The following is a 26,861-nucleotide window of genomic DNA, read 5'->3' as shown; positions in this document are numbered from 1 at the left end:
TTAAAACCGGTCTAGCAGACGCTTGAGGTAGTCAAGTTCTACATCAGGACGTTCGCCGTCGCCCGAGCGGCGGCGAATTTCATCAAGCAGATCGCGGGCGCGGCGGTACACGTCCTCGCCCTGAAGCAGCCCTTCCTCGGTGCCTACAGAACCATTTGCACCCGGATCACGGCCCAGGGGATCACGCGCTTCGGCGCGACGGTCGCTTTCGCTAGTGCCCTGCCCTTGCTGCGCGTTCTGCTGTTCCTGCTGCATCGCTTCGCCCAAGGCGCGCATGCCTTCGCGTAGCGCCTCCATGGCCTGTGACTGGTTGTCGATGGCCTCTGCGAAATCCCGTTGACGCAAGGCCTCTTCCGCACCGTCCATGGCACGGCCTGCACGATCCAGCGCGTCGCGCGCATCGTCGCCTTCTGGGGTTCCAGCCCCCGGCAGACTGCCCTGTTGGCGACGCAGCTCATCTCGCAAGGCCTGCTGGCGATCAGCGAGGGATCCTTCGGATTGTCCTTCGGCCTGCTCGTTGCCGTCTCCGCCGCCCTCGTCGGTGCCTTGCTCGCCCTGACCTTCGCCACCCTGGCTGTGCTGATTGCCGCGGCCCTGACCACCGTCACGGCCTTCGTTGCCCTGGCTCTCGCCGGTTTGCGCATTCGGATTGAACTGCTCTTGCAAATCGCGGAACGCCTGATCGCTCAGACCTTGCTGTTCACGCAGGGTCTCGGCCAATCCCTCCATGGCCTGTTCTCCAGGGCTTTGGCCTTCGCCGCCCTGCCCTTGGGTGACCTGCATGTTCTCCAACATCTCTTGCAACTCGCGCAGGGCCTGTTCGGCCTCAGCCATCCGACCTTGTTCCATCAGCTCCTGAATGCGATCCATCATGCGCTGGATATCGTCCTGCGTCATTTGCATCTGGTTTTGGGGCTGATTGCGCGGGTTCTCGTCGTTCTCTTGCCGATCCAGCTCTGCTTGGCGGGACAGTTGCTGCATGTAATCATCGGTCGCCCGGCGCAGCTCTTGCATCAGCTCCTCGATCTCGGCCTGACTTGCGCCATCGCGCATGGCTTGTTCCAGCCGTTCGCGGGCACGGCGCAAACGCTCCAAAGCGTCCGACAGGTCCCCTTCCTCAATCCCGAGGGCAAGGTCCCACATATCGCGCGCAACATCTTCCTGTTGCTCGTCTGTCAGGCCGTAACTGGCAAGTGTTTCAAGCCGGGTGATGACACGGCGCAGGCGCAATTGATCCACTTCGCGGCGGAACACGTCGTCCGGACGATGGGCCACGGCGCGCAGAATCTGCGCAACACGAGCGCTATTGTCTTTCGACCACAACAAATCGCGGCGTTGTTCAATGATGGAGGCAGCCATCGGATCAAAGAACCGCCGTCCAGGCAGGATCATCTTGAATGGTTCGGTTTCCGACTGCTGTTCTGCAGCATCAAGGGCCGTCATGACAACGGTCACGGGCAGGTTCGCCCATGGATGCTCCGAGAAATCCTCGACCAGCGCCTCTTCGAACTCTGTCCGGCCGCCAGTAAACGGCATCGGCAATGAGGCGGTGATTTCAGGACGCTGTTCCGGTGCGATGCTCAGACCGTGGCGTCGGTCCACTTCATCCAGGTCCAGGGAAAATCGGGCCTCACCCACCTCCACCCCATAGTCATCAGACGCACCAAAGGGCAGTGTCATCTCGCCCAGCGCTGTCGCCTCCGGCGCATCCAAAACGGCAATCGCAGGCGGGGCATCCGGCAAGACAGTGACTGCCCATGTTCGTCCCCCAGGTCCATTGATTGCAATTTCACCCGATTGAGCAACTGTGAAATCCTGTTCCGGCTCTGAGGCTGGCGGCACCTCTCCGATGCGACTCGATACGGTTTCCGCAATAGTTAGCGCACCCACTTCGCCATACAGGCGGAGAGTGATCAGCGACCCAGCGGGCACTTCAAGCGGTCCTTCGGGAATGTCATTCAGGTAGATGGTGGGTCGACCGGTATAGCGTGGGCTTTCAGCCCAACCTTCCCAAACAGGACCTGTCGCCAATCCGTTGCCAGCACCGGGCGTCATTTCGGCAACCGAACCAACTCGCCAGATAGACCCAAAGATGAGCGCCACAGCAAAAATCAGGACGGCAACATATCGCAAGGCGTAAGGATCGCGGCGCGCAATTCGTAAGTCGGCAGGCACAGGTTGGGCCGCCGCGGCGCGTTCAGCCATTCGCGCCTGGTGCGCACGCCACACCGCAGTCGACGCAGCATCGTCGTCTCCGATAGCTTGTTCATCCATCAGTGCCTGAATGGGGCGTCCCGGCAACGTTTCATCCAACCGGACTAGGGCGGCTTCACGCGTTGGAATGCGGAACCGGCGAAGAGCGTAGATCAGTGCACCAATACCGGCCAGCGCCGCAACGACACCGAGGAACCAGACCAGTTCGACCATGACCGTGTCTTGCAGGCCTAGCATCAGTATCGCCAGAACCGCCAGCACGACGGTAGCCAGCGGCCATGTCGCTTGCCAAAAGGCTTCGGCAAACATTCCAGCGCGGGTCAACGCCAGCGGCCAGCGCAATGCTTTCAGCCCATGCCGAACGTCATGCCTGGAAAAACTCGCCATTCATCGCGTCCCTTGCCGGTGTCGCGGCGCACCATAGCGCCACAGCCTCAAGCGGCCCTGAGAAGGTCAGAGCCATTCAGGAATGGTATCGCGATTTATCATTTCGTCAAAGGTCGGACGTGCGCGGATCACCGCGTATTGATCGCCATTGACCAAAACTTCGGGGATCAATGGTCTTGTGTTGTACTCACTGCTCATAACCGCGCCGTAAGCTCCCGCTGACCGGAAGGCGACAAGGTCTCCGGCCACAAGGGGTGGCATCATACGCTGCTTGGCAAACGTATCGCCGGATTCGCAGACCGGTCCCACGATGTCATAGGGGGCCTGTTCCGTGCCCGGAGCCGGTTCAACCACAGGAACGATATCATGATGCGCCTCGTACATCGCTGGACGGATCAGGTCGTTCATCGCCCCATCAAGGATCAGGAAATCACGCCCTTCGCCCGATTTGACATAGATAACCTCTGACACCATCAGCCCCGCATTGCCCGCGATCAGGCGGCCCGGTTCAATCTCGACCTCGCACCCCAGATGGCCCACCGTCCGCTTGACCATTGCGCCGTAGTCAGTCGGCAATGGCGGTGCTTCGTTCGAACGGGCGTAAGGAATGCCCAACCCGCCACCCAGATCCAAACGGCGAATATCATGCCCGTCCTCGCGCAGCTGCACAGTCAACTCGGCCACTTTCTGATAGGCCAGTTCAAACGGGGTCAGATCGGTCAACTGGCTGCCGATATGCACATCGATCCCTATGACTTCGATATGGTCCATCGCGCCTGCCATGGCATAGACTTCGCGGGCACGGGCGATGGGAATACCAAACTTGTTCTCGGATTTTCCGGTTGAGATCTTGGCGTGGGTCTTGGCATCCACATCCGGGTTCACGCGTATGGTGATGGGTGCAACAACACCAACCTCTCCCGCGACACGGTTCAGTACCTCCATCTCGGGCTCGGATTCCACGTTGAACTGACGAATGCCGCCAGTCAGGGCCGTGCGGATTTCCTCCGCAGTCTTGCCCACGCCGGAAAACACGATCTTGTCACCCGGGACACCTGCAGCCTTAGCCCGCGCGTATTCGCCGCCGGATACGACATCCATACCTGCGCCTGCTTGTGCAAGAGTTTTCAGGATCGCCTGATTGCTCGCCGCTTTCATCGCATAGCAGACAAGATGGTCCATTCCGTCGAGAGCATCGTCAAACAACGTGAAGTGACGCAGCAGGGTGGCCGTCGAATAGACATAGAATGGAGTACCTACGGCGACCGCAATCTCGGCCACCGGCACATCCTCGGCGTGCAGAACGCCATTCCGATATAGAAAATGATCCATGGGCGCCTGCCTAAATCAGCAAACGCCCATCTTCAATGCATCACCTGCTTTGTTTCGTATCTGCAATCCGTTGCGCCATAAGGTCATCGCGCATTTTCACCATTGCGTTGGAACAGGCGATTGCGGCGTCAAACTGCGGCATAAACGATTCATTCATAATGCCGTCACCCGTCGCCAGCTGATACAGCGTGTGATATGGATTGTCGTTGCACTCAACTACCAGCGGACCGGTGTCTGACAAGGCGATGTCCCACCCAAAGACGCCGAACTCCGGGAACATCATATGGGCGTCCATGGCGAGTTGTTTGACCTGATCCCACATCGGAACTTGCACACCAACAATAGGCGCTTCGGTCGTGGTGTGTTGATCAATCCACTCAGCCCCCAGTCCGGTGCCGCGTTTGCAGCGGGCAACGACACCATCCTCCGCCCCGACATGCGCCAGCATGGAACCGGCTTGCCAAAAGTTGTCAGACATTGCGGACGGTGACGGAATTTTCCACAGCGAATAAAGAACCTTAGGGCCATTTTCGTCGCGCAGTGTGACAACGCGCAAGGTGCCGATGGACGGACCCGCGACCTTTGTCAAATCCGGATGCTGTTGGATTGCCGATTGGAAGATAAAGCCCTCGGGGTAGTCCTCGATCAATTCTTGGGCAAAGCCCGCTACATCCGCTTCTCGTCCATTGCCAAGGCGAAGCATGTCGCCCGAACACTCGGTGATCAACGCTGATCCAACACTACGCGAGCCGTTACAGGGTTTGCCAAAGATCGGGTACACAGCTTCATTTTTTAGATAAGTGGTAATCGCCTGGACATCCCGAAGAACCGGTAGAGTGCCGAAAGCACGATATGGATGCACCACTGCTTGGGTGTGCGTTGTGGCCACCCCAAGCCGATCCAACAACGACGTGTACATGACCTTGTCATTGGTAAAGGACCGAATTGCCGTAATCTTCATCGGGGACAGGCGCATGTTCAATTGCTTGTTGCCCTGGACACCGACGAACGTCTTCTTAACATCCAACGGCATGTCCGCAGCGAATACTCCCAGGTCGTAGTATTCCGTCAGACTCAGCTTGTTCTGCCCGCCACGCAGCGCCCACATTTCGCGCATTTGGCGCAGAGGAGACACTCCGTCGCGCCGCGCCACTTCAACAATCATCTGTGACGTGGGTGGGATTGGGTTGGCCGGTGCAGCCAGTAATATCTTGGGAGCGACCTGTTCCATGACGCTATTCCTTTGCTCGAACGCGTTGTACCTGATCGCGAAACAATCAAAGGAATTGGGCGAAATTAGGGCTCAAAATGGTCCAATTTTATTGAACTGGACGGGAACGTAGGAACAGATACAGGGGTAATCCGCAGCTGACCCCGATGCAAAATGTTGCCGGAATTGCAACCAATGCGGACCAGTTTCGGCGTATGGCGACCTCCGACATGATCCAAAGGGTCAGTGCGAGGGCTGCAATCGTCAGATCCCAAACCAATCCGCTTGTGGCCGCATTTACATGCCACGCATCGACCATGGCCATCAGGTCCCAGCTATTGGTCTGAAACCAAGTGACAAAGTAGTACATCGGATGAATGGCCCCCCAAATGGCAAGGCCAAGGTACATCATGCGAATGGGGGCCATGGATCAGAAGAGGCTCACACCGACGGACAAGGGGCCACGGCTGACCCCCACGGTACCACCCGCATGCACGCCGCCTGCCCCTACACCGATATTAACACCAGCGTGTGGTTGAACGGGCTCACCATCCGCTCCGCAGGCTGCGACGGTCAGCAACGACAAGATACAAAGTATGCGGATCATGCGATCACCTCTCTCCATCGAGCAACCTGCGCAAGGACCTGAACCGGCGCAGTACCTCCGTAACTTGTACGCGATGCGACGGAATTTTCCACGGTCAAAACATTGAAAAGATCGTCAGTGATGCTTTCATGCGCGGTTTTCATCTGATCAAGCGTCAAATCGGGCAGGTCGCATCCCTCTGCTTCGGCCAGTGCTACAAGGCTGCCCGTGATGTGGTGCGCATCGCGGAAAGGCAGACCCAGCACACGTACCAACCAGTCCGCCAAATCCGTTGCGGTAGAAAATCCGGAGCCTGCCGCCACAGCGAGGCTGTCGCGGTTTGCGGTCATATCGCGCACCATCCCATCCATGGCCGCCAGCGCCAGCATCCAATTGTCAGCGGCATCAAAGACTTGTTCCTTGTCTTCCTGCATGTCTTTCGAATAGGCGAGCGGCAGGCCTTTCATCACCATCATCAGTGCCGTGTTGGCCCCAAAGATACGACCGACCTTGGCCCGGATTAGCTCTGCCGCATCAGGGTTTTTCTTTTGCGGCATAATGGACGACCCGGTCGAAAACCGGTCGGACAAGGTAACAAACCGGAACTGGGCTGAAGACCATATTACCAATTCCTCGGCAAAGCGGGACAGATGTACAGCACAAATGCTGGCCACACTCAAGAATTCCAACGCAAAATCGCGGTCGCTCACCGCGTCCAGAGAGTTGGCGGCAGGCCGGTCAAACCCCAACGCTTCTGCCGTCATCTGCCGATCAATGGGAAAGGACGTCCCTGCAAGAGCGGCAGCCCCCAGCGGGCTTTCATTCATCCGCGCCCGCGCGTCACGAACACGGGACAGATCGCGACCAAACATCTCGACATAAGCCATCATATGATGGCCCCATGTGACAGGCTGCGCCGTCTGCAGATGGGTGAAGCCGGGCATGACCCAATCCGCGCCAGCCTCTGCCTGATCCAGAAGTGCGGCGATCAACGACAATAACGCTCCCTCAGCGGCATCAAACTGATCCCGCACCCATAGTTTGAAATCGGTCGCCACCTGGTCGTTCCGACTGCGGCCAGTGTGCAAACGCCCCGCTGGCTCTCCGATCACCTCTTTCAATCGCGCCTCCACATTCATGTGGATGTCTTCCAATGCCGTCGAAAACTGGAACGTGCCTGCGTCAATTTCTGACAAGACCGTGAGCAGCCCTTCCCGTATCGCCTCCACATCCTTATCACTCAGAATGCCGGTGGCGCCCAACATGGCGGCATGGGCGCGCGAACCCGCGATGTCCTGGGACGCCATGCGCTGGTCAAATCCGATCGAGGCATTGATTGCCTCCATGATCGCATCTGGCCCTGCCGCAAAACGGCCTCCCCACATTGCATTCGCGGATTTGTCGGTCATCTGGTCGCCCACCTAAGGAAGAGACATGAAAAAAACTGTTGTCGCAGCCCTCTACATGGCCCTGAGCCTTGGTGCAATTCCCGCGCTTGCCGACACGGACGCCGCTGCAGCATTGCGTGACGGCGACATGAAAAAGCTGATCTTCCATGGGACGCCCGAAGCGGTATCAAGACAATCCTTTGATCTCGCCGACGGCGCAGGCCAAGGGTCTCTGGCTGACTACGATGGCAAGCACATTCTTGTGAATTTTTGGGCCACCTGGTGCGCACCTTGCCGACACGAGATGCCAATGCTCTCTGAACTCCAAGCGGAATTCGGCGGCGACGACTTCGAAGTTGTGACGATCGCCACAGGCCGCAACAACCCGGCCGCCATCGTGAAATTCCTGGAAGAGATCAACGCAACCAACCTGCCTCGCCACCAGGACCCAAAGCAGAAATTGGCTGCGCAAATGGGCGTCTTTGGCTTGCCCATCACTGTTCTGATTGACCCCAAGGGGCGCGAGATCGCCCGCCTGCGCGGTGACGCGGATTGGTCCTCTGACAGTGCCAAGGCTATTATCAGGACGCTTATCGGGTCAGAAAACAGCTAATCGCCGCACGCTGCGCAGAACCGCGTTTAATCAAACAGTACCAAAGCCTTGGGGTGATCCACAGGTTGGCACACTTCTTTTCGCCGCTCTGACCTGACGCGACGCCAAGCTTGACGATTGCGTCCTACCTCTCCTGAAATGTGCCATAGGGAGGATCAGGCCGTGCCATTGCACATCCTGTTGATATTGGTGGTTGGTGGTATTGCAGGTGTTGCTCTCGCGCTGCACTTTCTTGGTCTGTCCAAAACCAAAGCCCTCGATTTGAATACCGTGCGCTCCGAATGGTTGCGGCACTATCCGGATGACACGTTCGATGATGAAGACAGCATCGATGTCCTAGTCAGCTTGGACGCCAGTCGCGGCCTACTTCGATCGGACCAAGGATATGGGCTTGTTTGGACGATGGGCACGGATACCAGTGCCCGCCGCTTGGGTACATCATCTTGGCGTGAAACCCGGTCCGGAGTGACCTTTACCTTTGACGACCCCTCAGCCCCATGGATCACAATACAGCTACAGGACAGCGAACGACATTTGTGGCTGTCCTATCTGAGGAAGTTCCATGGACCTTGAATACCCGGACGTGGTGCAGCTTGCTGTGCCATTCTTCATAGCCGCCATAGCTATTGAACTGGCTTGGATCGTGATCAAGCATCGCGGAGGGCGCTACGAAACGCGTGATGCCGTCACATCGCTGATCATGGGGGCTGGCAGTGTCGCGTCAGGCATTCTGCTAGGTTTCATCGCCTGGGGGTTCTTCATGTGGCTCTGGGCGATCACCCCGCTCGATCTTGGCAGCAGCATCTGGGTTGTGTTGATCTGCTTCATCCTTGATGATTTGCGCTACTATTGGGTTCACCGCTTTGGGCATCGTATCCGTTGGGTCTGGGCCAGCCATGTGAACCACCATTCCAGCCAACACTACAACCTGACCACTGCGCTGCGGCAGACATGGACCGGAACATTCACCTTCATGATGGTGGTCCGCGCGCCCTTGATCTTACTTGGTTTTCACCCGGCCATGGTACTGTTCGTCGGCGGGTTGAACCTGATCTACCAATTCTGGATTCACACGGAAGCTATCGGGAAGATGCCGCGCTGGGTCGAAGCGGTCATGAACACACCCAGTCACCACCGTGTACATCACGGACGCAACGCACGATATCTGGATGCGAACTACGCGGGTGTCTTTATCGTTTGGGACAAACTGTTCGGAACATTTGTTCCAGAACTGGAAAGCGAAAAACCGGACTATGGACTGGTCCAGAACATCGGCACATTCAACCCGATCCGGGTAGCGTTTCACGAGTGGGTTGGCATCTGGAAAGACGTCACGCAGCGCGGTCTGACGCTAAGGCAGCGCATCCTCTATGCCATTGCACCACCAGGCTGGAGTCACGATGGATCCCGCGACACCTCTGCGACAATCAAAACGAAACACCTGGCGCGCGCGCCCCATGACAAGGGCACACCAGGGTTCAGTTAGGCAACGTCTTCTGACCAGAAATATGATGGGGGAGCCCGAAGGGCGGGGGCAAAGCCCACTGAACAATGTCGTCGCGCAGCGTCTATCGAACTACGCAGCGTGGTGCAAAATCGCGGCTTCACTAGTACTCAGATTGCGACGGGCGTAGCTCCCGTAGGTATGAGGATCGCGTTCTAGGTTCGGCATACCTGCTACCAGTCGCGCGCGATCTTCCTCACTCAGCATCGACAGAGCTGTATTGGCCGGATGGAAACTTTCTGTCTCAACGCCGTTGGCTCGCAAGACCTCGTGCTTGGGAAGCAGCAGGTGAACATAGGTTACCTTCCTGGCCTTAAGGTCAACCGTGATTGTTGACCCATTGACCAAGTCCTTGGCCGCCACCAGCACCTCCGGCGTGTTGAACAAGTCCTTGGCCACGTCACCCTTGATCAGCATCCGGTGTTCCGGTGACACCAGCAATTCCTGATCAGGTCGCTCCACCCCAAGCGCACCTGTTGCAATGCGGATTGGGCGCAATCGCGGGATAGCAAAGAGCCGCGCTCCGGTCATATGTCGGCTTCCGGTCCACAGAATTTCCTGCGGGCCATTGTCTTGGGTCTGAACCTTGTCCCCTTCGCGCAAATCTTCGATTAGACGCGGTCCATCGGGTGTGTCGATCCAAGTGCCGGGTGTAAAACAGATCACACCACCGGCCCCATCCGGGGTCGGATCACCATAGGCAGTGTTGATGGTATGATGCACAACCCACAAATCGGTTTTCCGCGGTGGAATATCATCAAGGAACATTAGCAATGGCGGTGCACCGCGCCCGACTTCGATCACCGTCACCGTGTAACTTTTTGCCCCGTCCGTCACGACAAAGCTGCTGTCTGTCATCAGCGGCTCTGACTCTTCCGGTTCGGATGTCAAAGGAGAGTTGCCGATGGCTGCCCCGACAAGTCGGTGCACCATCCGCGCTGCCCTGCGGCGGATCACATCTTCTCCGTTCGCCCTGTCCAGGCGCAATACATCCTGCGGACCATCCACACGCACGGCGTCCCCACGCCAAGCCCATGCTGCACCCACCGCCAGCGACGGCAAAGGTGCGGCCTCGAGACCGTCCACTTCCGTTTGCGACCAGGAGATGACAAACGTGCCACGAAAGCCCGTTTCCATTGCCTGTATGCCTGCCTTACTTTTTTTATTGCAAGCACGTTAGCAAAGTGATTCGCGTCTGTGAAGACTGGATTTTTATAAGATTACAGTGTGTTGCATGCGAAAGGTCACGTAACGTCAGCGATCCGCCCACAAATTCCGTCTCAACACATGCTAGAAAGGCACGCGCCAGCGGATAGCGCCCACGATCTGGCCCTCGTCCTGCCCCTCGAACTCTTCACCCAGATAGGTCACTCCGTAAAAGCCTGATACACCCGTTTCGCTGCGCCACATTACTCCGGCGCGCAACCTCTCTCGCGTGTCTTCTGGACTGACCCCACTGCTGGCCGGCAGGAATTCACTGTCTGTCACCCGCGCAAGGTCAGCCCCCAGCACAAAACTGAATCCGGTCCAATCCGACTGGACCGCGTCGTAGCGTTGTCCAGTAGCGCCGTCGCGTACCAACAACTCGCCCTGCCCAAAACCGCCATAGGTGAAATCCACACCGGCCCTGACAAGGGTCTCAACTCCAGCCCGCGCTTCCACAAAGGGACGCACAGACATGGCCTGCCCAATGGCAAAGCTACGCCCGGCCTCAAAAACCATGTTGGGCAGAACCTCATTGCCAACCTGCGCATCACGCACCGCATCAGATGGCGTAGCAATGTTGAAGGCATCGTGAAATGCATCCTGAAGTTCATCGAGCCGGGTCTGCGGGCCAAGAAACACAATGTCACCGCCCACGGAATACTCCATCGGGCCCCGTGTGAAATGCGTATGCAGCCCCGCTGACAACGCACCGGCATAGGGGCGATCCCCTGGTTCGGGTGTGCGGATGTCATCGGGGGCAAGGATTTCAGCGGACAGCCGAAGTTCCAACAACTGGCCGAACCCAGTTGGCGCTGTACCATCCCAAGCCGGACCCCAAACACGCGAGGACTGGAACCCACCAGTGCGCCAACGGTCTTCGCCATCGCCAAAAAAGTCGTTGGTGATCAGGCGGCCGTAACCCAGCCGTTTCCGATCTTGTGCGTCCGCGTGGCCGGAGAAACAGAGCGTCGCACAAAGTGCAGCGGTCAACAATTTGAGCATTAAGATGCCTCGACAAGCGTGCCCCCCCGGGCCTGATCAGTGTTAGCCTAGCGGGTTCTGATTTGCCTAGTGCCGATCCGCCACAGTTGTAGAAACTTGGACTGGGATCATGCCTTACTTGTGCCTGAATTGTCCGCGCGTCGCGCAATCAGTCCAAAGCTAGAAGACAAAGAATACCCCTCACGCGCAAGCGTCGAAGCTGGCGGACGATCGCCCGCCAGCATCAAGGTTAGGCATGTGCGACCCGTTTCTTTCGCGACATGCGCAAGCCGACGCACATCATACGCATTGCATCCTCCGCCGCGCGGCGCAGCAGACGGTCACCGTCACGGATTGCTTCTTCGAGTGTGCAGGGCCGTTTGAGGATGGACGCAAAGGCAGAAATGCCGTGAGAAAACGTCTGATCCACGCCTTTGCCGATGGTGCCCGCAAGCGCTACAGTCTGAATGTCTCGTTCTGCAGCACGTCGAGCTACTTCACAGGGCACTTTGCCATAGGGACTTTGACCGTCCAGGCTGCCTTCTGCCGTGATAACAAGATCGGCCTGATCCAGCAGTCTATCAAAGTCGAGATACTGCATCATGATATCAAAGCGTGGATGCAGTGTGGCACCCGCAAATGCCATCAGACCGGCGCCCAGACCACCAGACGCACCTGCCCCTTGTGCGGTACCAACATCTAGGCCGGTTTCGGCTCGAATAAAGGTCGCCCAGCGCTCCAGAGCGGACTCGAGATAGTCCACCTGTGTCGGTGTGGCGCCTTTCTGCGGGCCAAAGACCCGGGCGACACCTTTCGGCCCCAGCAACATGTTGTGCCAGTTCACAGCGACGTCGATACGAACCGATCTGAGCCGCCGGTCGAGGCCCGACATGTCAATCCGGTGCAGCCACATCAGTTCGCCTCCGCCACGCCCGATCTCGGCCCCTTCTTCGTCAAGAAGCCGCGCACCGAGAGCTTGGGCAAGGCCTGCGCCGCCATCGTTAATCCCGCTGTCACCGCAGCCGATCAGGATTTTCTCTACGCCAGTATCCAACGCGTGCAGGATCAGTTCGCCAACACCATATGACGTGGTCAGCATCGGGTTGCGGCAATCCTGCGGTACCAGTGACAGACCCGCTGCCGCGGCCATCTCAATCACCGCAGTGCGCGGTCCGCGGCCACCCAGAATGCCATAAAAGCTGTCGACCGGTTCGCCGACAGGCCCAGTAACACACGCCGGGATGATCGCGCCACCCGTGGCGCGTACCAATGCTTCGGTTGTGCCTTCGCCGCCATCAACCATTGGGGCCTGCAGAATGCGGGCCTCGGGCATGGCCCGCAGGATCCCCTTGGAAATTGATTTGGTGACGGCGTTGACAGAGAGGGATTCCTTAAAGCCGGATGGCGCAACAAGAACAGTCATGGTCATGGGTCTGGTTCCTTTTGTCTGAGAGGTGGGAGGGAGGGTTGGGAGTATCGGCCGGACGCGGATCAACGGAACAGGCGGGAGAGATCCCGTTTGATCTGCCTGTGTGCGACGCGCAGATCATTGCGGGCCTGCGCGATGATCGGCGATCGTTGCGCGGCCCGGTTGAGTGTCGAGCGCGCCCCACTTGTGTCACCTCGAACAATGGCCGTCTCGCGTTCCGGCCGCAGCGTGGGGCGCTGGCTGATGGAGGGCGCTGTGGGTGCCTCGATTGCAACATGCATCTGGCCGCTCGGAAGAGACGGGCTGGGGGCCGCGAAGGTCGGCGATTGTGGTTGCACGGGATCGAGCTTGACCAGTTGATCCGGCCATACCCAAAGCGCGAAGGCGACAAGCAGCGTGACCTTGATAGGCGCGAGCGGCAGGGCGAGTTTGAACAGGTCTTTTTGAGTGAACCCGGCCGACTCGTGCATTCCGAAGATGGCCACAGGCTTGGCACTTGCCATCAGCGTCTGGCAAAACCCTGTGCCCATTACGGCAATCAGGATGGTCAGCGTCGCGTCATGCCCCAAACCAGCTACCGGCAAAGCCAAGGCCGGAACCAGAATAGCTGCACGGGCCGAACGTGATGTGATGGCCAGGTGCGAAATCACCGCAATAATCGACATGAAGATCACGACAGAACCGGTATGGGTGGCCAGTTCTGGTGGCAAAAGCTTCATGGCCCCTGCCGCCAGCCATTGATCCGCGCCCGTGTCCAGCACAGCGACCGACAGCATCAGCGTCGCCGCCATGTACAGCACCAACTCCGTATCGACTGAGCGAAAGACTTCCTTGGGCTTGCGTGCGCAAAATGGAGGCAACAAAAGCAAGACCGCCCCGCACAACGCGACTATGGATTCGTCCAAACCGTGCACGGGTTTGGCGATCCAAAAGGCGACAAGCCCAGCCAGCACAATCAAGATGCGCCGCTGTACCGGGGTAAGGGATCCGCTTTTGGCCGAAGGCGCGATACGAGCGTGTTGTAAATCCCGTGGAACGAAGATCGCAAAGATCAGGACAGTGGCCAGAACAACCGATACTCCGGCAAGCGGTGCGCCAATGCGCAGCCAGTCAAGATAGCCAATCTTTGGCCCACCGGTTGCGTCAATCGCCTGAACCGCGACCAGATGCGCTCCGGCACCAATTAAGGACCCGCCCGCAGACAGCAGTATCGCTGTCGGAAACAGCAAAGCCAAAGGTTTGACAAGCCGGTGATCCGGCAAGGCCGACAGAAGACCGAGAAACACCGGCAGCAAGAGTGCAGCGCGCCCTGACGTACTGGGCAAGAGAAACGCGGTGGCCGAAATAGCCAAGCCCGTTCCGAGGAAAAAGGGTAAAACCCGTGGTGCAGTTCGCGTCAGTGGTGCCACGAGGCGCTCCACCAGCCCCGCTTCCTTGACCACGGCGGCGATGACAAAGGCTGCGAGCAAGAGCCACACGATCTGTGACCCAAGTGTATCGGTCAAAGCCTCGGGCGGTTGCGCCCCCAAGACCACGAGGGCCAGGGCCGCGATCAGAGCAACCAGACTGTCCGGCAACCGGGTCGCAACCCAACCGATCATCGCACAGACAATGACGATGAGAACGATCCGGGCATCAGGGGAGAGAGTGGTGGCTTGGAACCAGATCGTCGCGCCAAGAACTGCAGCAGAAACGGCCGGCAGCAGAACCGTTTTCAGCCCATGAGCCAGAACAGAGTTTGCTGTGCCAAATGTTTCATGGTCTGCGGTCATCGTCATCGTCTGTGCCTTTCGTCGGTCGGCGCTTTCGCGGTTTGTTGACCAAAGGAGTAACGACGCGGCTCATTGCCGGTACTTACAGGGCGATGAATGAGAGCCCTTCAGTTTTATGAACGTTTTGTGACAGCCACTGGGATGCGCTGACTCGTGGACATCTGCTGGCAAGCCCCCGGAGACGGCTTTTCACCAATGCACTCGATCGTGATGAGCTTTGGCTGACAAGTCGCGGCCAATGGATGAAGCGCTTGAAGGCGCGCATCCTCAAAGTAAAAGCGTCACGAAAGTTGGAAACTGCATTTTCGGCAATGCGCGGTCACGTTGCCGATTGGTCGGTAGTGGGGCGCAAGCAAGCCCCCGGCAGGATCGGGGACTTGCATGGATTATGCTCGGTTAACCGAGATTAATCAGGAACGGATCAAACGTCAGCTTCTTATCATCATCAAACTGGAGCGTCGCATTATACTGGAACGACTCACCGGTAGATCCGCCTGGCGGTTGGAATTTGGATTCCCAGACCCCCGCTGACAACGGATCCGGCACAGGACTGATGTATTTGTCGGTCACGGCCTGACCTGAAAAGCTTGAAATTGTGGCGTTTGTACCAGGATCGATCGGTGCGACAGACCAGACAATGGTGTCGCCATTGTGCAGCTTGGTGCTGAGTTCGTCCTGACCTTCGTTGTACGAACCCAAGTAACCATTCGTGTCGACAAGATAAATGTTTTCGCTCAGATTGCCGCTGGCAAGGGCGCCTTCGACATCAACCATCATAAGTACGTCTACTGTGGACATGTGTCTTCTCCTGTGGTGTGCAATTGTTGATATTGCTCGGCCGAGAGTGGAACGATCGGGCGAGCGTTCATTCGTCATGCGACGACCAAGAACGGGTCAAACGTCATGTTCTTGCCCTCGAAGGATAAGGTCATCGTGTACTGGTAAGATGTCCCGGCTGATGTTCCGCCGGGCGGTTGGAATTTCGATTCCCAGGATGTCGGTGCAAGCGGGTCCTGAACCGGGTTGATGTACTTGTCGGATACAGCAGTGCCCGAGAAGCTGTGTATTTCTGCCGAGGTGCCGGGATCGATCGGCGCGACTGTCCAGACGATCGTGTCTCCAATGTTAAGCGTTGTTTTCAGCTCATCGGTGCCCTCATTGCCGGACCCCATGTATTTGTTGGTATCAACCATGTACGTGTTCGCGCCTAGGTTGCCGCTGCTCAGGGCGCCCTCAACATCTACAGCGATCAGAACGTCTACGGTGGCCATTACGATTCTCCTTTTTGTCATAAATTTCAGCGTTTTCGTCGCTGAAGAGTGATTGCGTGGAGGAGCACTCCACTGAAACCAACTTCCCGCAAAGGTAGATTTTTTACCTGAAACAATCGCGAAATCATCGCGAAATCGACTTGAGGCGGATCTTGTATGCTCCAGCCCAAAGGCTGGGTCACACCAATACTCACAGGCGAGATGCGGCCTTGGACTAAGGCGGCGATCAGGCAAATAGGCACTAAACGCCTCCCAACCAAAACACGCAGTGCACCACATTCATCACCATTCGACGGGAAGGGATTGGGGCACCGTCCAAAGCCGGTTTCGGATTTATTTCGGAAAGATTTCAGGACCTGGGGAATCTTTAACAGCATAGTCCAGTAGTGCATGGAGACGTTTCGTGAGGCGCTTCATGCAAGTTGCGAAAAGGCAGACACAGCGAGCCGAAAACCGCGTGGTGCGCGAAGTTTGATACTTCCCTTGCTGCGCTGGTCTTACCGCTGGTGTCGCCTCTGCGGCAGTGGGCGAAGGCGTACTTTTTGATGACCAAGTTATGCGTAATAAGTACTTGCGCCTTCGCTTACCGCGCCGCACGTAAACTCCAGTTAGGTTCACCTGATTTCACTGCGGCGCGCCCCGGTCCCGCAGCACAAATGTATTAGAGTTTGAGCCTAGGCTATGCTCCGTTTGGGTGGTAAAAGGTTGCAAGTATGTGGTGCAGTGCCACCAAACACGGGTCGAATTATTCGCCCCCCCCACCGAGCGGCCACAATGTACTTTCCCGCCACGGATGAAAACCGATTGTTGAACGAATCAAAGGCGCAGGCACCGAACAAAGTGCGGGTCGAAACGAAAGACGTTGTGACACGTCGACGGTCTTTGGAAACTCTTGTAATGTTTCGTACAGCAGCAGTTGATTGTTCGTCGCGCTTCTGTTCTTGCTCAGAATGAAACGCAACCCACTGTTTTTTCGCCAAACTTTGGCGAATGGCGGAAGTTCGCCGACCATCGCGTATCCTGACGTCAATTCTGCTCGACACTACTTTGGTCTTTGGCGCACGTAAGTCACAGTGCCAACACAACTCATATGATAATAAACAGAGGAGCCCCCTATGAAGCGCCGTCCGTTTCTTTTTGCAGCCTTAGCAACAACCTTTCTTACAACCCCTGCTTTTGCTGCCGACGTCCCCGAAGGAGTGACACTGGCAGACGAACAGACCTTCACATACCGGACACTTGACGAGTTTTCCTCGTTTGACCCGCAGGTGGTCGAAGATGTGGATGGATCCAACGTCGTTCGGGATTTGTTCGAAGGTCTGTACAACCAAGATGCCGACGGCAACATCGTGCCCGGGGTTGCGCTGAACCACGAGGCATCTGATGACAACCTGACATACACGTTCAATCTGCGCGACAATGCCAAGTGGTCTGACGGTACGCCCGTGACTGCGGGTGACTTCGTTTATGCATGGCAGCGCGCGGTCGACCCGGAACTGGCCTCGCCATATGCCTGGTACATGGAACTGATGGCGATCGAAAACGGCGCGTCCATCATCGCGGGTGAAATGGAGCCAACTGCGCTGGGTGTTTCAGCACCTGACGATACAACTCTGGTCGTCAAACTGTCCGAACCGCTGCCTTACTTCACCAAGATGGTCACGCACGCCACCACATTCCCCGCCCCCAAATGGGCGATTGAGGAACACGGGGCGCAATGGACCCGACCAGAGAACATGGTCAGCAACGGAGCTTACGTCCTGACGGCCCACGTCCCCAAGGAACGCTCTGTCCGGTCACGGAATGAGATGTACTGGGACAACGAAAACACTGTTCTGGATACGGTCACCACGTATGTGATTGGCGACGAAGCACAGGGGCTGACCCGGTGGCGCGCTGGCGAAGTCGACATGACGGACATTCCTGCAGGCCAATACCCTGCGCTGTCCCAAGAGTTTCCAAACGAGGCATTCGCCCTGCCACGTCTGTGTAACTACTATTTCAACTTCAACCTTGCCTCTGGCCCCGAAGCCTTCAAAGACGTGCGCGTACGTCAGGCTTTGGCATTGGCTGTAGATCGCGAAATTATCGTGGATCGCGTTTTGCAGGGTGGCCAATTCCCCGCTTTCTCCTTCACGCCTGCCGCAACGGCTGGGTTCGAGACGCCAGACATCGAAATGGCGAGCATGACACAGGCTGAGCGCGACGCGAAAGCCAAAGAACTGCTTACCGAAGCGGGCTATGGGGAAGGCGGTGAACCTCTGAGCTTCACTTACCTCTATAACACATCCGAAGCCCACCAGCAGGTCGCCATTGTTGCCACCCAAATGTGGAAACAGAAACTGGGCGTGGACGTCACGCTCGAAAACCAGGAGTGGAAGGTTTTCCTCGAAACACGCGGTGCCCAAAACTACGATATGGCGCGTGGCGCATGGTGCGGTGACTACAACGAGGCATCCACGTTCCTTGACCTCCTGACCACCGAGTCAGGCTACAACGACGCCAAGTTCTCCAACGCTCGTGTTGACGAATTGATGGCGGAAGCCAAGTCCTCGAACGATCCTCAACCGCTCTATACCGAGGTAGAGCAGATTGTGGCCGCCGAGATGCCCGTTATCCCGATCTACCATTACTCAACCAACATCATGCTGTCCGAGAGCATCCAGGGGTGGCCGATCAATAACGTCGAGCAGAATTGGTACGCCAAGGATCTGTACCGCATCGCCGACTGATGTGACCGTAACTTTACGCTCCGGCCTCGCGCCGGGGCGTAACCGCGGGGCATCCCCCCCGCCGGAATCTCGGAGCCCACAATGCTCAACTATACCCTTCGCCGTCTTTTGATGGTGATCCCGACGTTGTTGATCCTCGTGATCTTCGCGTTCTACCTGATGCGCCTCGCGCCGGGTGGACCCTTCACCTCGGAACGCCCCCTGCCCCCCGCTGTCATGGCCAATGTGCTTGAACGCTATGGCATGGACGAACCGCTTTATGTCCAGCTTTGGACCTATATCAAGAACATCATCTGCTGCTTCGACTTCGGCCCGTCCTTTGCGCAAAAAGACCGAACGGTGAACGATGTCATTGCGCAGGGTTTTCCGGTGACATTGACCTACGGGTTCTGGTCGGCCGTCTTTGTACTTATGCTGGGCGTACCGCTCGGGATCATCGCGGCCCTTCGACACAACGGGTTCTGGGACTATACGATGACGGGCCTCGCCATCTTTTCCCAGATCTTTCCGAACTTCGTGCTGGCGCCACTGCTGGTACTTCTTTTCACCCTCTCTTGGGGTCTGTTACCCGGCGGCGGCTGGAACGGCGGGCAATGGCAATACATTGTGATGCCAGCAATAGCGCTTGGTACATCCTACATGGCATCGGTCGCACGCCTGACACGCGGCTCAATGCTTGAGGTTCTGGGTTCGCCCTATATCCGCACGGCGCGGGCCAAGGGCCTGCCCGAACGCACAATCATTCTGCGCCACGCGCTTAAACCCGCATTGCTGCCAACCCTGACCTATATGGGGCCTGTCTTTGTCTACATGATCACCGGATCGGTTTTCGTCGACGTGTTCTTTTCCACCGGTGGCATAGGGCAGGACTTTATCGACGGTGCCTACAGCCGCGACTATTCGATCCTGCTGGGCCTCGCCATCCTTTACGCCGTTCTCACCTTTGCGCTGACACTGGCGGTTGACCTGCTTTATGCATGGATCGACCCGAAAGTGCGGGCAGGCCTGTCATGATCGGTGCCGTCAAACGTCGCCTCAATTCTGCTGCGTTCGCTGATGAACGCGCCGGGGAAATGGTCGCTTCCCGCTCGTTCTGGGCGGATGCTGGGCGTCGCTTTCTGCGCAACCGTATGGCGGTTTTCTCAGTGGGAATGCTCAGCGTTCTGATCCTGTTTGCCATCGTCGGCAACTTGTTCTCCCGCTGGTCCTTTGAGGAGATCGACTGGAACGTCCTTGGCCGCATCAAGGAAGATGGCGGTCCATCATTGGAAAACGGGCATTGGTTTGGCGTCGATGAACTGGGGCGCGACCTTTATGCACGCGTTGTTCAGGGCACGCGTACCTCTTTGCTGGTGGGCTTTATCGCTGGCCCGGTTTCGGTGCTCTTGGGCGCCACGCTGGGTGCTTTGGCAGGCTACTATGGCGGTCGCTTTGATCGCACCGTTCTGGGCGCGTACACCATCTGGCTGGCCATCCCGTACATCATATTCTTCGTTGTATGGCAGGCCTTCTTTGGCCGTTCCATGAGCCAGATGATCCTCGTGATCATTCTCGTGAACTGGACTGCCGGTCTGCTGCTCGTGCGCGGGCAGGTGATGATGCTGAAGAACCGCGAATTTGTGGACGCCGCCCGGATGCTGGGGATGTCAGATTTTGCCATCATCTTCCGTCATCTTGCACCCAATGTGCTTTGGGTTGTCGTAATCTATACGTCGCTGGTCATTCCGGAAGTGATCATGATGGAGAGCCTGGTGTCGTTCCTTGGTGTTGGTATTCAGGAACCCAACACCTCGCTTGGGGCGCTCTTGTCGGAAGGAGCCAGCACCATGACGTTCGGAACCTTGTGGCAGTTGGGATTCCCGGCGGCAGTTTTCGTGTTGGCCCAAGTCTCGCTTTTCTACATCGGCGACGGATTGCGGGATGCGCTCGACCCGAAGGAGCGGTGAGATGAACCAATTGAGCAACACAGAAACCCGAGGCAGATCATGCTGAGTGTCGAAAACCTGCACATCCGCTTCCGCACCGGTGATGGTATGGTGCACGCGGTCAACGACGTATCCTTCTCCGTGGACACCAGCAGCCGCATGGCGGTTGTCGGTGAAAGCGGCTCTGGCAAGTCGCAGATCGCCCTTGCCGTCATGGGGCTGCTGGCCAAGAACGCTGAGGTCGACGGGCGTATCCTTTGGAACGGGCAAGACCTGCTGGCCGCCTCCCCCCGCGAGATGAACCGGATCCGTGCGCAGGAAATCGGTATTATTTTCCAGGACCCCATGTCATCCTTGAATCCCTACATGACGATTGAACGGCAGTTGACCGAGATTGTGGAGCACCACGAAGGAATGTCTCGTCGCGATGCACGCGCGCGTGCACTAGAGGTGATGGATGCGGTTCGTATCCCCGATGCGAAAACTCGGTTGCGGGCCTATCCGCACGAGTTCTCCGGAGGAATGCGCCAACGGATTGTCATCGCAATGGCGCTGATGTGCAGGCCTAGCCTGATCCTTGCAGATGAACCGACAACCGCACTCGATGTGACGGTGCAAGCCCAGATCATGCAGTTGCTGCAAGATGTCCAAAGCGACTTGGGAACTTCTGTCGTATTGATCACGCACGACCTTGGCGTAGTTGCCGGGTTCTGCGAAGACGTGCTCGTCCTGTATGGTGGGCGGATCATGGAGACTGCGAGAACCGACACCCTGTTCGACCGGCCCTCGCATCCCTACACGCGTGGCCTATTGCGTGCTGTCCCGAATATCGAAGACCCTTCGGACACACTGATCGCCATTCCCGGCAGCCCACCAAACCAGCACCGCTTTCCGCAAGCCTGTCCTTTCGCGCCGCGCTGTACGGACGCCGTTGATACTTGCCGCGAAACTCTGCCCCAACTGCGCGACGGCCGGGCCTGTCTGCGCCCTATCGAGGAATTGACTTGATGCTCGCGGTTCAGAACGCTCATGTTGAATTCCGCGTGGCCCAAACCAAAAAATGGCCGTGGTCACCTGCGGGGGTGGTCCATGCAGTCAATGGGGTTTCCTTTGACCTGGAACCGGGCCAGACCATTGGTATCGTCGGTGAATCAGGCTGTGGGAAATCCACACTGATCCGATCGGTTGCGGGGCTCACCCCGTTGGCCTCAGGCACCGTCACCCTGGATGGTGAGCGTGTCCAATACGATAACCGTGCATCGATGCAACGGTTGCGGGCAACGATGCAGATGATCTTTCAGGATCCAATTGCGTCCCTCAACCCGCGAATGACGATCCGCGAGATCGTAACCGAACCCCTGTCCTTTTTCCGGCCGGAAATGCATATCGACAAACGCAAGGCAGCTGCGTTGGCGATGCTTGAACGGGTGGGTATCCCGCCCGCACAGGCAAACCGTTTCCCGCATGAGTTCTCGGGTGGGCAATGCCAGCGGATCGGCATCGCCCGCTCGTTGGTCGCCGAACCCAAGGTACTGCTGTGTGATGAGCCGGTGTCGGCGTTGGATGTTTCCGTACAGGCGCAAGTGGTAAACCTTCTCAAGGAACTGCAGCGTGAGATGGGCCTGGCGCTCGTTTTTGTAGCGCACGATCTTGGCGTTGTCCGCCATATCTCGGACGAGGTATTGGTCATGTACATGGGCGCGCAGATGGAGCGTGCGCCCGCCGCCGATCTTGTCCGTGCCCCAAAGCACCCCTACGCTCAGGCCCTGTTGTCCGCAGTGCCCATACCCGACCCGACCGTCCGGATTGCGCCGCAAATGCTGGAAGGTGATTTGCCAAGCCCAATGGAGTTACCCCCGGGCTGTCTTTTTGCTTCACGATGTCCGCACGCCATGACGAAATGCGCAAACGCAAAACCGCCAATGTTACACCGCGACGGGCACGAGGCCGCATGCTTTCTTTTGGAAGACACACCTGAAGAACTAGACGCGTCGTTGGAACATCATTGAGCTGCGGAGCATACAGGACAGGCTGCGCTAGTGATCATATCTGTGGTTTGGAGTGACGGGTGGTACTTGCAAACAGGGCTCAAAAAAATACTCATGTCATCGCCCCGAATGAGGCAGGCGATCATTGCAAAACAGGCAAACCCAATTCTTGCCTAGCGATCCAGTATGAATTGCATCTTGAGACTTGGCAGGGGCAGCAGGGTTCGAACCCGCGACCTACGGTTTTGGAGACCGTCGCTCTACCAGCTGAGCTATACCCCTGCACGCTGGATTGAATTACGCGGCGCGCCTTCGGTTTGCAAGAGTGAAATCAGGCCGCCGTGCGGGAAGTTCGATAGCTGCTGGACTGGACAATACCTGCATCAAAGAGCTGGGCAATTTCGGTGTCGGACAGACGAGCCACATCACCCAACACTTCTTCGGTATGTGCGCCCAGCGTCGGCGCAACCACTGCTGCAGGCCGGTCTGTTGCCGTGAAAGTGGCGGGATGTTTAGGGACAGGAAAGCGTCCAACACCCGGTTGTGTCACCATGTCGAACATCGGGTTTTCCGGTCCAAGATCTGGATCTTCCGCCAAGGCTTCGCGAACTGTTCGGAATTCGGACCACGTCAATCCTGCCCGATCAAAATCAGCGCGGAAATCAACCACACGGCGCGCGGCAAACCAAGGGCGCAGTACATCGGTTATTTCATTCCGGCGGCGCCATCTCTCGCCCTCATCCTGTAATGAAACACCATAGCGGCGTTCCATGGCAGTGATGGCATCTTGGGACTGAGTTGCTTTGACCAGGCCGTCCCATTGGCGATCAGTCAGTCCGATGACCATGATCCGTCGGCCATCTGCACAGAGAAAGTCCTGTCCGTATGCCCCATAAAGTGAGTTACCAGCCTTGATCCTGTCACAAGGGTTCAAAACAGCCTCACCAATCATGCCCAAATGGCCAACTGTCGCTGCAGCCACGTCCTTGAGAGCCAGCGCAACATCTTGCCCGCCACCCCCGCGCAAACGACATCGTTCTGCGGCAAGCAAGGAAGAAACACACATGTTGCCAGCGACTAGATCCCATGCGGGCAACGCGTGTCCCACAGGGTCGTGCGATCCAACCGGGCCTGTCATGTATGGAATGCCAAGTGCCGGGTTCACCGTATAGTCCACTTGGGGTTTCCCGTGCCGATCTCCGGCAAGCGTAACCGTTATCATGTCATCTCTGAGGTCGCACAGTGTGCTGTAATCAAGCCAACCACGCGCCGGCAAATTAGTCAGAAACAGCCCGGCATCATCGCCGGGAGCCGCAGCCAGCTGCTGTACCAGTTCACGACCACTTGGACGCCGCGTATCAACAGCAATGGATTTCTTTCCTTTGTTGAGACCGGCCCAGAACAGGCTTTGCCCCGACGGTGCGAGTGGCCAGCGGTCAGCATCAAGACCGCCACCGATGCGGTCCACGCGGATGACCTCTGCTCCCATCTGAGCCAGGGTCATACCCGCGAGTGGGACGGCCACGAAAGCAGAATGCTCGACCACACGCATTCCCGAAAGGATGGTCATTGTGTGTCCTCCCACATGGCTGTGGCGCACATACCCTGATGGCCGTTCTGACCCGTGTAGAGTGACAAAACGCCGTCTTCTTCTGTTGAGCAAATCTCAAGCTGTGTTCCAGAAAACAAGGGGTGTACGGCACGGAAATCGAAGTAACAGGGCAGTCGCTTTTTTGTCTCAACGGCGTGGCGGATCAGCAGAGCGGCTTGCAAGGGACCCTGCACCACAAGACCGGGATACTTTTCAACCTGCTGTGCATAATCAAGGTCATAGTGGATGCGGTGCGCGTTGAACGTCACCGCCGAGTAGCGGAACAGGAGGGTGGGTGTCATGTCCGACGTTTCGGCTGTGTCTGCCGGCATTGCCCGCGCCTTGGGCGGCGTGAAGCGGTCCGGCACGGGCAGGTAGACAATATCTTGCCGTTCTTCGATAGCGAGCCCTTGTGGGCCGTAAATCTTGTGATCAAGCGTGACCAAGGCCATCGGGCCAGCGCCTGTTGCCTTGGAGTCTACGGACCGGACCGACGTATGGCGTCTCAACGTGTCACCAACCTGCAGGGGCGAATGAAAACTAAGCGCTCCCCCCGCCCACATCCGACGCGGCAAACCCATGGGTGGAAGCAGAACGCCAGGTTCGGGATGACCGTCAGCCCGAAGATGCTCAAGATGTGCCGTGGGCCCAAATGCGCTCCAGTGCCAGAGAGGAGGAAGCAGCGTTCCATCACGCGGCGCGGTTTCATCCGATCGCCCGATCGTCGCGTGAATTCGGGCAGCAGTAGCAACATCTATCCCACCCACGTCCGATACGGTTTTTCCAACCCACGCATCCAGATTCACTTGGTCCATGATGTCCTCCCTCTCTGCCTATGAACGTGACCAGAAGTCATAAAAAATCAATATATTTTAATTACTTACGTGAATACCGTCGTATACCGAACATCGTTTTCTGCGTCCGCAGCATGCCCGCAGGCGTTGAAAAACAATGGCTTTCTAACCGAGTTTGCAAGTGCAGCGAAACTGACAAAAAATTGCGAATTGTTCTTCAGGAGGGACAAAATCGTAACTTTGTGACTCGTGTCGCAGGTGCAGAGTTTCAGACGAACGAGTTCTTCGAATCTCTTTCCATGCCCAGCGAGACCGCTGGTCAAAGACCCAGAAAGGTCATTCGGTCAAAGCTGAAACCTTGTTTGCGCGGGTCCGAAAAGCAACCGCGCGTTCCAATTCGCCCTGTTCAGTCAAGGCACCGATGAAGTAGCTGATGCGGTGACGCGGCAGGCCACCGCGCAGCGCATTCAGAAACACATCTTCGGCCTCGTCGAACCGCCCCTCGCGGACATAGATCAGTGAGGTGTAAAAGACCGGAAACGCAGCTGCCGGATCATGGGCCAAGGCAGCGTCGATATGGGTCCGCGCGGCGGCAAACTCTCCGGCTTCCAACTGCATCATGGCCATGAATTCATGGCTGTAATAATCTGGGCTTCCCTTGTCGAAAACGCTGGCCATGACGCGCATGGCTTCCGCCTCCTCCCCGCCGTAGTACAGTAGATCAGCCAACCAGTACGCCGCAAAATCATCGTGGTTCTTGGCCAGAAAATCCCGCAACACTGTTTGCCCTGCGGGTCGCAACCCAAGCGCCGACAACGCACGCGCCTTCCAGACGTATCCCTCTGAGCTCTCGGGCCAATCCTGCACCACGCGTTCCGCGTCAATGAGTACACGGCGGTAGTTTTCCAGATCCAAATTGGCTTTGGCGCGGTAAAGATAGGCTGATGTCGGTGCGTACCCGGTGTCGATCGCACGGTTCAGCCGAGCATTCGCTGCACCAGACGCCCCCTGATCGTAGAAGGCGACCCCAAGCGCATAAAGGGTCCACGGGTCCTCTTCATCGTATTGCAGCGCCCGTTCGAGGATGCGCTCCGCATCGGCCGGGCGCTGGGTGTCAATATAGAACCATGCCTTTTCGCGATAGGCCCAGACATAGTCAGGAGAGATCGCAAGCGCCGTGTCGATGAGGGTCAGGTATTCCTCTTCCTCCATGTCGCCCATGTAGCGACCGGATGAGGCGAGGCCGGCAAAGGACTCCGCAGACGCACCGCTGTCCAGCGCCCTTTGGAACGCGTCTGTCGCCGCCGCGTAGTCGGACAAGGCCCATTCTGCCCAACCAAGCACATTGAGCGCACCTTGATGGTCGGGGTCCTGCGCCAAAACGTCTTCAGCCACCTGTCTGGCTCGTTTGTGCTGACCCGCGTTGTCATACGCCCGTGCCAGTGACACTTGTAAGTTGCGCGTGTCCCGGGTGGTTTCCCTAATCCCAACCAACGCCGTCTCGCAAATCGCGATCAACCGATCAGGAGGTTCACTTTCGTCAAGACACACAGCGGCATAGCTTTTTTGACTGTCAGAAAGGATCGGCCGCGAAAGCGCCGATTGGGACAGCAACAGCGTCGCCACGGTGCACAATAACAGGTGTTTCAAAGATACACGCTCCGGTTTTGTGCAGCCTAGCAAGGCAACCGGCCAGAGCAACGAAAAAGGCCACGCAAGTTGCGTGGCCTTTCATGAGTATTCTGTCAGGCGTGCGTTAGTTCCGCCTTACGGCTGGTCCTTTGCTGCGACCGTGGTGGTGCGGCCCTGCCCTCGTGACCTTTGCTACGCAAAGGCACTGTCACAGGTGCCGCCCACAGGTCGCGCCGTGCGCGACCTCTTACTCGGTGATTTTGGAGACGACGCCTGCGCCGACGGTGCGGCCGCCTTCGCGGATCG

24 protein-coding genes and 1 tRNA gene are annotated in these 26,861 nt (G+C 57.5%); 8 read left to right on the top strand and 17 right to left on the bottom strand.

Going from position 1 to position 26,861, the window contains the following annotated elements; all coding sequences use genetic code 11:
* The 6 genes from IE087_RS18515 to argH all read right to left on the bottom strand — a co-directional run bounded on the left by IE087_RS18515 (position 1) and on the right by argH (position 7,138).
* A complete protein-coding gene (locus tag IE087_RS18515) occupies positions 1-2,601 on the bottom strand; it encodes a TIGR02302 family protein (protein WP_189370874.1) in 2,601 nt (866 codons plus the stop codon).
* 66 nt (positions 2,602-2,667) lie between these two features.
* The gene (gene lysA, locus IE087_RS18510) at positions 2,668-3,933 is read right to left on the bottom strand and encodes a diaminopimelate decarboxylase (protein ID WP_189370873.1); all 1,266 of its coding nucleotides are present in this window, start codon (positions 3,931-3,933) and stop codon (positions 2,668-2,670) included.
* 40 nt (positions 3,934-3,973) lie between these two features.
* On the bottom strand, positions 3,974-5,164 hold the full coding sequence (locus IE087_RS18505) for a sugar-transfer associated ATP-grasp domain-containing protein (protein ID WP_189370872.1): 1,191 nt from the start codon (positions 5,162-5,164) through the stop codon (positions 3,974-3,976).
* Between the two features lie 88 nt (positions 5,165-5,252).
* Positions 5,253-5,570 (bottom strand): DUF2834 domain-containing protein, encoded by a 318-nt coding sequence (locus tag IE087_RS18500; protein WP_189370871.1) that lies wholly within the window; start codon positions 5,568-5,570, stop codon positions 5,253-5,255.
* A 3-nt stretch (positions 5,571-5,573) separates the two neighbouring features.
* On the bottom strand, positions 5,574-5,750 hold the full coding sequence (locus IE087_RS18495) for a hypothetical protein (protein ID WP_189370870.1): 177 nt from the start codon (positions 5,748-5,750) through the stop codon (positions 5,574-5,576).
* A complete protein-coding gene (gene argH, locus IE087_RS18490) occupies positions 5,747-7,138 on the bottom strand; it encodes an argininosuccinate lyase (protein ID WP_189370869.1) in 1,392 nt (463 codons plus the stop codon). The genes IE087_RS18495 and argH overlap by 4 nt, the downstream gene beginning before the upstream one ends.
* A gap of 25 nt (positions 7,139-7,163) precedes the next feature.
* On the opposite strand from argH, the gene IE087_RS18485 reads away from it, so the two are divergent.
* The 3 genes from IE087_RS18485 (at position 7,164) to IE087_RS18475 (ending at position 9,216) form a co-directional block, all read left to right on the top strand.
* Complete coding sequence (locus IE087_RS18485) at positions 7,164-7,730, top strand: TlpA disulfide reductase family protein (protein WP_189370868.1); 567 nt, start codon at positions 7,164-7,166, stop codon at positions 7,728-7,730.
* Between the two features lie 162 nt (positions 7,731-7,892).
* Entirely contained in the window at positions 7,893-8,303 is a 411-nt protein-coding gene (locus IE087_RS18480; protein WP_189370867.1) for a hypothetical protein, read from the top strand.
* Entirely contained in the window at positions 8,293-9,216 is a 924-nt protein-coding gene (locus tag IE087_RS18475) for a sterol desaturase family protein (protein ID WP_189370866.1), read from the top strand. The genes IE087_RS18480 and IE087_RS18475 overlap by 11 nt, the downstream gene beginning before the upstream one ends.
* A gap of 90 nt (positions 9,217-9,306) precedes the next feature.
* Here the strand turns inward: IE087_RS18475 and IE087_RS18470 are convergent, their stop codons facing one another.
* The 7 genes from IE087_RS18470 to IE087_RS18440 all read right to left on the bottom strand — a co-directional run bounded on the left by IE087_RS18470 (position 9,307) and on the right by IE087_RS18440 (position 16,285).
* Entirely contained in the window at positions 9,307-10,371 is a 1,065-nt protein-coding gene (locus tag IE087_RS18470) for a Hint domain-containing protein (protein ID WP_189370865.1), read from the bottom strand.
* Positions 10,372-10,524: 153 nt separating this feature from the next.
* The gene (locus IE087_RS18465) at positions 10,525-11,442 is read right to left on the bottom strand and encodes a lipid A-modifier LpxR family protein (RefSeq protein WP_189370864.1); all 918 of its coding nucleotides are present in this window, start codon (positions 11,440-11,442) and stop codon (positions 10,525-10,527) included.
* A gap of 229 nt (positions 11,443-11,671) precedes the next feature.
* Positions 11,672-12,850: a glycerate kinase family protein gene (locus IE087_RS18460; RefSeq protein ID WP_189370863.1), complete on the bottom strand. Its 1,179-nt coding sequence runs from the start codon at positions 12,848-12,850 to the stop codon at positions 11,672-11,674.
* A 62-nt stretch (positions 12,851-12,912) separates the two neighbouring features.
* Positions 12,913-14,628: an SLC13 family permease gene (locus IE087_RS18455; RefSeq protein ID WP_189370862.1), complete on the bottom strand. Its 1,716-nt coding sequence runs from the start codon at positions 14,626-14,628 to the stop codon at positions 12,913-12,915.
* 390 nt (positions 14,629-15,018) lie between these two features.
* On the bottom strand, positions 15,019-15,420 hold the full coding sequence (gene makC / locus IE087_RS18450) for an alpha-pore-forming tripartite toxin MakABE regulator (RefSeq protein ID WP_189370861.1): 402 nt from the start codon (positions 15,418-15,420) through the stop codon (positions 15,019-15,021).
* Positions 15,421-15,494: 74 nt separating this feature from the next.
* On the bottom strand, positions 15,495-15,893 hold the full coding sequence (gene makC / locus IE087_RS18445; protein ID WP_189370860.1) for an alpha-pore-forming tripartite toxin MakABE regulator: 399 nt from the start codon (positions 15,891-15,893) through the stop codon (positions 15,495-15,497).
* Positions 15,894-15,919: 26 nt separating this feature from the next.
* A complete protein-coding gene (locus IE087_RS18440; RefSeq protein WP_189370859.1) occupies positions 15,920-16,285 on the bottom strand; it encodes a hypothetical protein in 366 nt (121 codons plus the stop codon).
* 723 nt (positions 16,286-17,008) lie between these two features.
* On the opposite strand from IE087_RS18440, the gene IE087_RS18435 reads away from it, so the two are divergent.
* From IE087_RS18435 to IE087_RS18415, 5 genes are all read left to right on the top strand, one after another.
* Positions 17,009-18,625, top strand: coding sequence for a peptide ABC transporter substrate-binding protein (locus IE087_RS18435; protein ID WP_189370858.1), 1,617 nt, complete (start codon positions 17,009-17,011; stop codon positions 18,623-18,625).
* 81 nt (positions 18,626-18,706) lie between these two features.
* Positions 18,707-19,639, top strand: a complete 933-nt coding sequence (locus tag IE087_RS18430) for an ABC transporter permease subunit (protein WP_189370857.1) — start codon at positions 18,707-18,709, stop codon at positions 19,637-19,639.
* Positions 19,603-20,571 (top strand): ABC transporter permease, encoded by a 969-nt coding sequence (locus IE087_RS18425; RefSeq protein ID WP_229801457.1) that lies wholly within the window; start codon positions 19,603-19,605, stop codon positions 20,569-20,571. The genes IE087_RS18430 and IE087_RS18425 overlap by 37 nt, the downstream gene beginning before the upstream one ends.
* A 39-nt stretch (positions 20,572-20,610) precedes the next feature.
* Complete coding sequence (locus IE087_RS18420; protein ID WP_189370856.1) at positions 20,611-21,558, top strand: ABC transporter ATP-binding protein; 948 nt, start codon at positions 20,611-20,613, stop codon at positions 21,556-21,558.
* Positions 21,558-22,559 carry an ABC transporter ATP-binding protein gene (locus IE087_RS18415; protein ID WP_189370855.1) on the top strand — a complete coding sequence of 334 codons (1,002 nt, stop codon included), beginning with the start codon at positions 21,558-21,560 and terminating at the stop codon, positions 22,557-22,559. Before IE087_RS18420 ends, IE087_RS18415 begins: the two co-directional genes overlap by 1 nt.
* Positions 22,560-22,744: 185 nt before the next feature.
* Here the strand turns inward: IE087_RS18415 and IE087_RS18410 are convergent.
* The 4 genes from IE087_RS18410 to IE087_RS18395 all read right to left on the bottom strand — a co-directional run bounded on the left by IE087_RS18410 (position 22,745) and on the right by IE087_RS18395 (position 26,549).
* Positions 22,745-22,820: transfer RNA gene (locus IE087_RS18410), tRNA-Trp, on the bottom strand.
* Between the two features lie 49 nt (positions 22,821-22,869).
* Positions 22,870-24,108, bottom strand: coding sequence for a CoA transferase (locus IE087_RS18405; protein ID WP_229801456.1), 1,239 nt, complete (start codon positions 24,106-24,108; stop codon positions 22,870-22,872).
* Positions 24,105-24,944, bottom strand: coding sequence for an HTD2 family dehydratase (locus IE087_RS18400; RefSeq protein ID WP_189370854.1), 840 nt, complete (start codon positions 24,942-24,944; stop codon positions 24,105-24,107). Before IE087_RS18400 ends, IE087_RS18405 begins: the two co-directional genes overlap by 4 nt.
* Before the next feature lie 315 nt (positions 24,945-25,259).
* Positions 25,260-26,549 carry a tetratricopeptide repeat protein gene (locus IE087_RS18395; protein ID WP_189370853.1) on the bottom strand — a complete coding sequence of 430 codons (1,290 nt, stop codon included), beginning with the start codon at positions 26,547-26,549 and terminating at the stop codon, positions 25,260-25,262.
* Between the last annotated feature and the right edge of the window lie 312 nt (positions 26,550-26,861).

The sequence above is a fragment of the Tateyamaria omphalii genome (assembly GCF_014651375.1).
GTDB classification, from domain to species: domain Bacteria; phylum Pseudomonadota; class Alphaproteobacteria; order Rhodobacterales; family Rhodobacteraceae; genus Tateyamaria; species Tateyamaria omphalii.
Note: the sequence above shows the minus strand (reverse complement) of the source record. Positions and strands in the feature narration are given on the sequence as shown.

Excerpts from the sequence above, each read along its gene's own strand:
- IE087_RS18515 (WP_189370874.1), bottom strand. The coding sequence starts at position 2,601 with ATGGCGAGTTTTTCCAGGCATGACGTTCGGCATGGGCTGAAAGCATTG.
- lysA (WP_189370873.1), bottom strand. The coding sequence starts at position 3,933 with ATGGATCATTTTCTATATCGGAATGGCGTTCTGCACGCCGAGGATGTG.
- IE087_RS18505 (WP_189370872.1), bottom strand. The coding sequence starts at position 5,164 with ATGGAACAGGTCGCTCCCAAGATATTACTGGCTGCACCGGCCAACCCA.
- IE087_RS18500 (WP_189370871.1), bottom strand. The coding sequence starts at position 5,570 with ATGGCCCCCATTCGCATGATGTACCTTGGCCTTGCCATTTGGGGGGCC.
- IE087_RS18495 (WP_189370870.1), bottom strand. The coding sequence starts at position 5,750 with ATGATCCGCATACTTTGTATCTTGTCGTTGCTGACCGTCGCAGCCTGC.
- argH (WP_189370869.1), bottom strand. The coding sequence starts at position 7,138 with ATGACCGACAAATCCGCGAATGCAATGTGGGGAGGCCGTTTTGCGGCA.
- IE087_RS18485 (WP_189370868.1), top strand. The coding sequence starts at position 7,164 with ATGAAAAAAACTGTTGTCGCAGCCCTCTACATGGCCCTGAGCCTTGGT.
- IE087_RS18475 (WP_189370866.1), top strand. The coding sequence starts at position 8,293 with ATGGACCTTGAATACCCGGACGTGGTGCAGCTTGCTGTGCCATTCTTC.
- IE087_RS18470 (WP_189370865.1), bottom strand. The coding sequence starts at position 10,371 with ATGGAAACGGGCTTTCGTGGCACGTTTGTCATCTCCTGGTCGCAAACG.
- IE087_RS18465 (WP_189370864.1), bottom strand. The coding sequence starts at position 11,442 with ATGCTCAAATTGTTGACCGCTGCACTTTGTGCGACGCTCTGTTTCTCC.
- IE087_RS18460 (WP_189370863.1), bottom strand. The coding sequence starts at position 12,850 with ATGACCATGACTGTTCTTGTTGCGCCATCCGGCTTTAAGGAATCCCTC.
- IE087_RS18455 (WP_189370862.1), bottom strand. The coding sequence starts at position 14,628 with ATGACGATGACCGCAGACCATGAAACATTTGGCACAGCAAACTCTGTT.
- makC (WP_189370861.1), bottom strand. The coding sequence starts at position 15,420 with ATGTCCACAGTAGACGTACTTATGATGGTTGATGTCGAAGGCGCCCTT.
- makC (WP_189370860.1), bottom strand. The coding sequence starts at position 15,893 with ATGGCCACCGTAGACGTTCTGATCGCTGTAGATGTTGAGGGCGCCCTG.
- IE087_RS18440 (WP_189370859.1), bottom strand. The coding sequence starts at position 16,285 with ATGCACTACTGGACTATGCTGTTAAAGATTCCCCAGGTCCTGAAATCT.
- IE087_RS18435 (WP_189370858.1), top strand. The coding sequence starts at position 17,009 with ATGAAGCGCCGTCCGTTTCTTTTTGCAGCCTTAGCAACAACCTTTCTT.
- IE087_RS18430 (WP_189370857.1), top strand. The coding sequence starts at position 18,707 with ATGCTCAACTATACCCTTCGCCGTCTTTTGATGGTGATCCCGACGTTG.
- IE087_RS18425 (WP_229801457.1), top strand. The coding sequence starts at position 19,603 with ATGGATCGACCCGAAAGTGCGGGCAGGCCTGTCATGATCGGTGCCGTC.
- IE087_RS18420 (WP_189370856.1), top strand. The coding sequence starts at position 20,611 with ATGCTGAGTGTCGAAAACCTGCACATCCGCTTCCGCACCGGTGATGGT.
- IE087_RS18415 (WP_189370855.1), top strand. The coding sequence starts at position 21,558 with ATGCTCGCGGTTCAGAACGCTCATGTTGAATTCCGCGTGGCCCAAACC.
- IE087_RS18405 (WP_229801456.1), bottom strand. The coding sequence starts at position 24,108 with ATGACCATCCTTTCGGGAATGCGTGTGGTCGAGCATTCTGCTTTCGTG.
- IE087_RS18400 (WP_189370854.1), bottom strand. The coding sequence starts at position 24,944 with ATGGACCAAGTGAATCTGGATGCGTGGGTTGGAAAAACCGTATCGGAC.